This window comes from Aeromonas sp. 603607, assembly GCF_049171595.1.
Lineage (GTDB): Bacteria > Pseudomonadota > Gammaproteobacteria > Enterobacterales > Aeromonadaceae > Aeromonas > Aeromonas veronii.
The window spans coordinates 1-8,786 of sequence record NZ_JAAKOV010000032.1 but is presented as its reverse complement, the minus strand read 5'-3'; the positions used below and the strand labels follow the sequence as shown (position 1 = coordinate 8,786).

At 45.7% G+C, this 8,786-nt stretch carries 6 protein-coding genes and 3 pseudogenes; 4 read left to right on the top strand and 5 right to left on the bottom strand.

Annotated elements, in window-relative coordinates:
- Positions 1-786: 786 nt before the first annotated feature.
- Positions 787-1,568 (bottom strand): annotated as a pseudogene (locus G5315_RS20415) (IS5 family transposase); the annotation flags it as partial.
- Between the two features lie 31 nt (positions 1,569-1,599).
- Positions 1,600-2,478 (bottom strand): annotated as a pseudogene (locus tag G5315_RS20410) (IS3 family transposase); the annotation flags it as partial.
- A 61-nt stretch (positions 2,479-2,539) separates the two neighbouring features.
- Between G5315_RS20410 and G5315_RS20405 the strand changes: the two are divergent.
- Positions 2,540-3,583 (top strand): IS110 family transposase, encoded by a 1,044-nt coding sequence (locus G5315_RS20405; RefSeq protein WP_201944901.1) that lies wholly within the window; start codon positions 2,540-2,542, stop codon positions 3,581-3,583.
- Between the two features lie 241 nt (positions 3,584-3,824).
- On the opposite strand, the pseudogene G5315_RS20400 reads toward G5315_RS20405, so the two are convergent.
- Positions 3,825-4,085: pseudogene (locus G5315_RS20400) on the bottom strand (transposase); the annotation flags it as partial.
- A gap of 385 nt (positions 4,086-4,470) precedes the next feature.
- Between G5315_RS20400 and G5315_RS20395 the strand changes: the two are divergent.
- The 3 genes from G5315_RS20395 (at position 4,471) to G5315_RS20385 (ending at position 7,749) form a co-directional block, all read left to right on the top strand.
- Positions 4,471-5,427, top strand: coding sequence for a diguanylate cyclase domain-containing protein (locus tag G5315_RS20395; RefSeq protein WP_421333907.1), 957 nt, complete (start codon positions 4,471-4,473; stop codon positions 5,425-5,427).
- Positions 5,428-5,787: 360 nt separating this feature from the next.
- Positions 5,788-6,540 carry a transporter substrate-binding domain-containing protein gene (locus G5315_RS20390; protein WP_201944907.1) on the top strand — a complete coding sequence of 251 codons (753 nt, stop codon included), beginning with the start codon at positions 5,788-5,790 and terminating at the stop codon, positions 6,538-6,540.
- Between the two features lie 249 nt (positions 6,541-6,789).
- The gene (locus tag G5315_RS20385; RefSeq protein ID WP_421333905.1) at positions 6,790-7,749 is read left to right on the top strand and encodes a sensor domain-containing diguanylate cyclase; all 960 of its coding nucleotides are present in this window, start codon (positions 6,790-6,792) and stop codon (positions 7,747-7,749) included.
- A gap of 115 nt (positions 7,750-7,864) precedes the next feature.
- On the opposite strand, the gene G5315_RS20380 is transcribed toward G5315_RS20385, so the two are convergent.
- Both G5315_RS20380 and G5315_RS20375 read right to left on the bottom strand, forming a co-directional pair.
- Positions 7,865-8,095, bottom strand: coding sequence for a LuxR C-terminal-related transcriptional regulator (locus G5315_RS20380; RefSeq protein ID WP_420939917.1), 231 nt, complete (start codon positions 8,093-8,095; stop codon positions 7,865-7,867).
- Positions 8,096-8,107: 12 nt separating this feature from the next.
- A complete protein-coding gene (locus G5315_RS20375) occupies positions 8,108-8,527 on the bottom strand; it encodes a response regulator (protein WP_421333903.1) in 420 nt (139 codons plus the stop codon).
- Between the last annotated feature and the right edge of the window lie 259 nt (positions 8,528-8,786).

Sequence of the window (8,786 nt, the reverse complement as noted above, 5' to 3'; positions counted from 1 at the left end):
AAAAAATCGGCTCAAACATGAAGAAATGAAATGACTGCGTCAGCCGAGAAGAATTTCCCCGCTTATTCGCACCTTCCCTAACCCAAGACGCATGCGGGAAATCAATGACCATGTTTTCCACTGGGTTTTATCACTCATTACACCGACATCCTGTCTGAAAAAATCTGATGGGCTAACCATACCAGAAAGCTTTAAATGAGCCCATCATTGTGATCACCCTCCTCGAACCTGAACGAGCCCCCTCAGGACGACTTGCTCGATAACTACTTACTACCGTTCATACAATCTGAACGTTAAGGTTTGTCTACGATGAAGACGATGGCCTGAGCTTTAAAGCCATAAGTGTCTGAATATATTATATTTTCAATGGTATGTGTCACACTGCATCAAATTTATAGTAACAATAGCCAAAGCCCCGAACACATCTACAGAGACACCTTCAGGCACAGTGTTCAGATCTAATCGCCTGGCCTCCCCAAACAACCTAGTGGTGTGCTGTTCGAGAATCTCATCCAGCTCTAAAGATGAGATGGATCTTCTCCAGCGAGGGTGAGCCTTAAAGTCCTCTATAACGCAGTGTTGCAAGCATAAATGTGGGACTTCGACCCACCCGCCTGAATCAACGGAGGTATGTACCTTGGCTTGAAAAATGACTCTGACCATCGTGAAACATCCAGATGCAAAAACTGGGAGACTTGATGATATGAGGTTAGTTCATTAATGACAAACAAGTTAACTGCGGAATGGCTTTTTGCTAGGATGGTCGAATAAAACTAGGCTGTGTTCTCAAAATGCTGGTTTTCTGTCCACACATAACTCGCGCAAGTAGCGAAGGCAGAAAGCCAGTTTGATAAAGGCTGCAAAACTCTTGGCTAGCTTTTCATATCTCGTTGAAAACCGGCGAAACTTCTTCAACCAACCGAAGCACCGCTCCACGACATTGCGCCTGCGGTAATGCACCTTGTCCAGTACCAATGGACGCCCCTTATGGCGCCGTTGCTGGTCGCTGCGTTGCGGAATGACCGCTTTTATCCTTCTCCGCCGTAGCTCGGCTCGAAAGGCTTTGCTGCTATAGGCCTTGTCTGCGGCAAGATGCGCTGGCCGTGTTCGGTAGCGACCTGATGACGTTGGTATCCTCGCCATGGCCAACGCGCTTGTTGCATAGCTGATTTCTGCTGATTGCCCCGGTGACAGGCAGAAGCTCAGTGGTAAGCCATGACCGTCCGTGACCAAGTGAATTTTGCTGCCGAAACCTCCCCGCGAACGGCCAAGGGCTTGATTCATTGAGGTGTTTTTTTACGTGCACCGGCAGCATCTTTGGATGCTCTGACATTGGAGCCGTCCAGGCACCACAGGTCGAAATCGATGAGCCCTTCTTCATTGAGCTTGAGTTGCAGCGCTTCCAGAATGGCATCAATCCGGCCTGCATCCTGCCAACGCCGGAAGGTGTTGTAGACCGAATTCCATGGTCCGAAACGTTCTGGAAGGTCTCGCCAAGGAGCTCCGGTGTGGAGTATCCAGAGAATGCCATCGAGCACTTGGCGCGTTTCACGGGTAGGGCGCCCGATCAGGCTTCGAGAAGGAAACTGGGTGTAGTGGTCAACTAAATCCGGACACTTGGTTAGGCCGATCCTCGGCTCTTGCTGGCGGCATCCCGTCATTGTATTGATGTGGACGCCGCCAGTTGTAGTAATCCATCAAGTAATAACTGATATCCCGCTTTGCTTCCCGCAAGTGCATGTATCCCGTGGCCGGCAGCCACTCCGTCTTCAAACTCCTGAACAACCGCTGCATCGGGGCGTTATCCCAACAATTACCACGCCGACTCATGCTCTGGGTCATGCGATAGCGCCACAGTCGTTGCCGAAATACCCTACTGCCATATTGGCTGCCCTGGTCAGTGTGAAATAGCACACCGGATGGGCAACCCCGCTGCTGATAGGCCATCTCCAGTGCTTTGATTGCCAATTCTGCATCAGGTTTATCAGACATCGCCCAGCCCACGACCCGCCGGGTGTGCAGGTCAAGCACTGCGCCTAGGTAATACCAACGACCCGCGGCCCAGACATAGGTGATATCGCCACACCACACCTGATTGGGTTGCTGGACATCAAATTTACGGGCCAGCAGATTGGGAATATCCGGTCGCTCAGACCGGGCGACCTGATAGCGATGAGCGCCCGGTTGCTTGGATACCAGACCGGCTTCCTTCATCAGACTGCGCACTTTGAATCGGCCAATCTGATACCCCAGCTCTCGCATCATCGACATCAAGGTGCGGCTGCCCGCTGAGTTCCGACTTTCTTTGAACAAACGGCGCAACTCACAGCGCTGCTGCATACGCTCACGGTTAATCGCCCGCCTGCGGGCCAGATAATCGTAAAAACAGGAAGTGGGCACATCGAAAGCGCAGCAGACCAAGGTGATGGGGGCTTGCTCCCTTAATCGGTCTATCCCGCCATCAAGAGAGCAGTAGCCTAATGGGATGGTCTGCTCTATCCACCCCGCTATGCTGGAGCCAGCATCAAGGAGGCTCATCATGACTCAAGCGCAGATTTACATTTACGGGATCGATTTAGGCAAAAACTGGTTTCACCTGGTGGCGATGGATCGCATGGGGCATGTATTGACCAAGCAAAAGCTCACTCGTTCACAACTGAAACAGTTCATCAGTACGACTCCACCCTGTCGGGTTGCCTTCGAGGCATGTCCTGGTTCGCAATACTGGGGACACCTGTTCCAACAGGCGGGGTTCGAGCCCAAGATTATTCCCGCTCAATTTGTTAAGCCCTACCTCAAATCGAACAAGAATGACTTCAACGATGCCACCGCCATTGCCGAGGCTGGTAGCAGAGGCACTATGCGCTGTGTCCCGTTGAAATCTCATGAACAGTTGGCATTGCAGGCGACTCATCGCGTCCGTCAGCGTTTCATCGTCGAACGAACCGCCACTGTCAATCAGATGCGAGCGTTGCTGCTAGAATATGGGCTCACCGTGCCAGTCGGCAGAAAAGTCTTCGAGCGCTCTCTGCCGACGATCCTTGAAGATGCCGAGAATGGCTTGCCTGACTTTATCCGCGCCCTGGTATTGCGTCTGAGAGAACGGTGGCAACAGCTGGATATTCAGATTGATGACATGAGCCTCATGCTCGGACAAGCCTCGAGCACGTCGAGTTTGTGCCAAAAAATCAGTACCGTCCCCGGCATTGGACCAATTGTCTCAACCGCGTTGATTGCCGCAATTGGCAATGGCTCACAATTCAAGAAAGCCCGCGACCTGTCAGCCTGGTTGGGGCTGGTCCCCAGGCAATATTCAACGGGCGGCAAATCTTCGCTCGGCGGGATCAGTAAGCGTGGCAATAGCTATTTAAGGCAAATGGTTATTCAGGGCGCCAAAGCGCTGAAAATTCACATGAAGCGTGACAAATCATCGTTAGGCGAATGGGTCGCCAGGCTAGAGGTCGGCCATCACAACCATGTGGTACTTATCGCCCTGGCCAACAAGATAATGCGAATTTGCTGGAAAGTGCTGACATCCGGCAGGGATTACCAACCGTATCCCAACACAAGTTCAGCCGTTTAACTGATAGAACTCATACCCGGTTTTGCGAGCCAAAAACAGATGACAGAAGCGTTTACCCCACGACGTTGCAGCCTGGCTAAAAAAGCAGTCTCTCGAGACTGGTAGCTTTATTAGGACGATGACGTGCGGATCCCATCAAGGCCAGAGCCGGAAAACGGCTCACAGACAGGCCGGATACATTGACGCAAACGACTTCTGGAAATCAGTTCAAGCTTGCAGATAAGGAGCAGACCATACATAATTTTAGTATGTCCTTTTCACGTTCGAGTCGTTTGATACGGGCTTCCAGCTCCTGGATTTTCTGCTGCTCCGGAGTCAGCGCTTTGCTGATTGGGGTTGTGCCACTGCGTTCGGATTGCAGTTGCTGAACCCAGCGACGAAGCACAGTTTCACCGACATCCAGTGAACGGCTTGCTTCGGGAACAGAATACCCCTGGTCGAGCACCAGGGATGCTGCTTCGAGTTTGAATTCGGCAGTAAATGAGCGACGTAATCTTGTCATTGAACACCTCAGGTCATGGTGGCGACTGTACCACCTAAAATGGTGTCCGGGATGATTAGACCACTACAGGGGCTCGATAAGCCCCCATTGTGCATCAGTCAGCTGATAACGGCGGGACACGGAATGGATCTTAAGCTGTTGAGAAGATGTGAGATTATATCTTCATCACTTTAAGAACACAGCCTAGGGGGATTCTAGGCGAGCTCTTGTTTGTCGAGCGAGCGACAACCACGCTACCAAGAGTGCAAACACTGCTCCTGTCATCAAAGATGAGATGGCTCGAAATCATAGGTCTACCTACTGTAATATACTGTCAGTACATCAGATCTACAGATGCACAGTATATGTTGGCAGCGTACAGTGCCCACACAACAAGGAGATGTTGATGCAAAGCCCTGTAGTACCGGATAACGAACGGCTTCGCTTAGACGCATTGCGCCGTTTAGCGATACTTGATAGCCCCGCAGAGGAGCGTTTTGACCGGATTACCAGGATGGCTCGCAACATGTTTGATGTGCCCATCGCATTGGTTTCATTGGTGGATGAAAACAGACAGTGGTTCAAGTCATGTTGTGGGTTGCCGGTATTGGAGACACCGCGAGACATTTCTTTTTGTGGTCATGCAATTCTCGGTGAAGAACTGTTTGTAGTTGAAGACGCGGCCCAAGATCCACGATTTTCTGACAACCCCTTAGTCACGGGGGAACCACACATTCGCTTCTATGCAGGCCATCCACTAGAAGTTGGGAACGGTTTGAAGCTGGGTACATTGTGCATCATAGACTCTAAACCCAGGGGTTTTAGCCCACGAGACCAAGTGCTGTTAGCTGATTTGGCATCCATGGTTGAGAGTGAGTTACAAGCCGTTCAGAGAGCAACCATAGATGAATTGACGGGGATAACTAACCGTAGAGGATTCATGCTGCTCGCCGAAAAAAGTTTGAAATATGCATTTCGTGTAAAACACACAGCGGCCTTACTTTTTTTAGATCTAAATCACTTCAAACTAATTAACGATAAGTTTGGTCATGACATTGGCGATGACGCGTTGCGACATATGGCCGAGTTGTTATGCCGAGTATTCCGCGATGCTGATATATTCGCTCGCCTTGGTGGGGATGAATTCGTTGTCCTTTTACCTGGCACTGGTAGTGAACATTGTCAGAGAATTAAAGAGCGGCTGAATCATGCAATAGATGACTTCAATAGTCATAGTGGTAAGCCATACCAGTTGTCATGCTCCTTAGGAATTGTGATTTACGATGCTAGTATGCCGCCTAATTTAGATCAACTACTGCGGCACGCAGATGAAGAGATGTATTCATGCAAAGTGAAACGATAAATAGCTGTCGCCAAAAATACAACTATCTGAGCATTTCTTAGAGAAATCATTTTTATACTGGTAAAGAAGTAATTGACCGTATGAAACAAGATACCCTAATCATGGGGATCTTGTTTATTTTATTCAGTGTCTGTGTATAATTTTAATTACTTGTCTATGAATATGCATTGATGGCTTGCTACTCGAATTCCTATACATTAGCTTTCAGCAGAGCAAACCATTTTGGAAGAAACACTATTTAAGTGGCGCGAGCCCATATCTCGTGAGAAATGTCACCAACAGTATTTTAATTTCATTTAGCATGGCGAATTTTTTAACGTGAGCTATATTAAAAGTGGGATGTGTCAATGTGGGGTATGTATGTTTTCACAATACAACATAAGAAACATATTGTTAATTTTCCTTGCGACACTTTCTTCATGCGCTATTGCTGTTGATACCAAAATTGTTCTAGTTAGTTCAGAGGACACTTATCATTCAAAGTATGGGTGCTGGTTATATAATATTTATAGCGAGGCATTTTCTAGATTGGGATATAAATTTCTATATCAGGGCGTTCCTGGTGGAAGAGCACCGATCCTCGCGGAGGATGGCAGTGTTGATGGTGAAATTCATCGGGCATTTGAATACCAACAGCAAACAACCAACTTGATCAGAGTGAATGAATCACATTTCAACGTGACTATTGAAGCTTATGTGTATGACAATAAATCAAAATATAATTCTTGGCATAGCCTAGATAAGGAAGGATTAAGAGTTGAATTCAGGCGAGGCTCAAAACGCGCCGAAGACGCACTTTCCAAGCTTATTACCTCCCCCCTGCCGACAGAGGTAAACACAACTGAGCAGGGATTGAAAAAACTGATAAAAGGACGCGTTGATGTATTTGTGGAGCAGACTCTGGTATTTGATAGGAGCAAGCAAGCATTGCTTGCGGAATCGACCGAGTATAATAAAATATATTCCGCAGGAATTGTTGATACCTTGGCAGGCTATGCGTATCTTAATAAAAAACACTCAAGGCTAGCGAAAGATTTGGCCTTAATGCTAAAAAAAATGAAAACCGAGGGTAGAGTAGAACAACTGCAAGAGCAGTTTTGCTATTATGATTAATTTAAAATCCAGTTCGTGCCATGGTGCTTTACAAGCGTCTGGGGTGCTCGATGATATCCTCGCCTTCATAGAACAACACGAATGAGTTTCGATTGCCCCCTAGTGATGGTCTCATTAGAAAACCAAATGTGTGTATTTTCGCATACCCGCGCTAAAAATCTGTCATCCGTAATCCAGCATTCTATTTAGTTATATCCAAATGAGTGTCATAATAGCATCGCTTCGGACACAACGTAAAAGGCCGCAAGGATGCAACCGTTCTCTGAAACCAGTGATCCCCACTTTCTTCGCTTAGATGCATTGCGCCGTCTCCAAGTGCTTGACTCCCCAACAGAGGAACGTTTCATTCGTATAACAAGAATGGCTCGCAACATGTTTGATGTGCCTATTGCCCTGATCTCATTCGAAGACAATGAACACGAGTGGGCCAAGCCTTGTTATGGCCTAAACATCCATGAACCTCTTCCTAATATCTCTTTTTGTAAAAATGGATTTCTCAAAGAACGCATGCTTGTTATTGAGGATGCAACCAAAGATCCTCTTTATTATAATAATCCAATGGTTCAAGGGGAGCCATACATCCGATTCTATGCTGGTCATTCATTAGTAATAACTGATGGATTGCATATCGGTTCGTTGTGCCTTATAGACCGTAAGGCTAGGGCTTTTGGAGAAAAGGATAGAGCTTTATTTACCGACTTGGCATTAACAGTTGAAAGCGAGTTACGTGCAGTTCAAATGGCGACAATAGATGAGTTGACGGGGATAACCAACAGGCGAGGTTTTATTCTTCTGGCTGAGAGGTACTTGCAACATGCATACAGAACGAAAAGGGGCCTTTCATTATTGTTTATAGATTTGAATCATTTCAAATCTATAAACGATCGATTTGGTCATGATGTTGGAGATGATGCATTGTGCCAAGCCGCCAGCTTGATCAACTTGATTTTTAGAAATGCTGATATCTGTGCTCGATTAGGTGGTGATGAATACGTGGTTTTACTCCCAGAAACAAACATTAACTATATTGAATCAATCAATAATCGAATAAATCAGATCTTTGATGAGTTCAATAAGCATAGCGGTAAGGTATATAACCTTTCTTGTTCTATAGGCTATGTGGAATATGATGCAACTATACCACCAGATCTAAACTTGTTACTCCGTTTGGCGGATGAGGCCATGTATCGTTGCAAGCAGAATTTATAAATCATATGCACCCTATGGGCATATGATTTAAGAGAGTCGTTAACTAGTATGGCAATAATCTGCAACAATAAAAATATCAAGTTAATTTTTATTTATGTACATTTTTAAATTATAGTTACTTAATAGTTCGGTTATGTGCCCATACAGTAACAGCAACTCTAGACTTTAATTTTAGTTTTCTTAGAATGTTTCTCACATGTATTTTTACCGTCCCATGAGATATAAATAATAATTTTGAAATGACTTTGTTTGAGTGACCTTCAGCAAGAAGTTTTACTACATCAATTTCTCTATGGCTTAATGATTCAATAATGCCAACATTACTATCTGATAATGAGATTGACATTACTTTATTGTTTTACTGAGGACTTTCAATTGATGTATCAGCACATATGCTCTTAATGAAGCCAATTAAATCAAGCGGTTCAATATTTTTTGAAAGATATCCATTGGCTCCGAACCTAAACGCTTCTACAACATCAATTTCCAAATCTGACTCGGTGAAGATAACGACCTTGCTTTTTATTTTCTTTGCTCTGATTCTCTTCAGCGTTTCTAATCCATAAAGCACTGGCATTTGAAGGTCAAGCAATATTAAATCTGGTTCATATTCTACTGCCAGATCTAATCCTTCTTTACCATTGCCAGCCTCTGCAATCACCTTCATAAGGTGATCTGTTGAGAGTGTAGCTTTGACTCCTGCCCGCAATATAGCGTGGTCATCTACAAGCAATACTTTTAATGCTTGCATTTCTTCGATTGAAACTTTGTTATCCATAACTACATTCTCAATACCATGCTAGCGTCACATTACACCATACGTGCATAAAAAACACTATAAATCAACACGTTAACCAATATGCAGGATGCAACTCTATAATGGCCCATAGCTATGTATCTTTATCATTTTAACCCCAGTCGTTTGGCTAGACGATGTAAGTTACCACAATCAATGTCTAAGGAAGGTGCGAACAAGTCCCTGATATGAGATCATGTTTGTCATCTGGAGCCATGAAAAAGGGTTCATCATGAGTCAT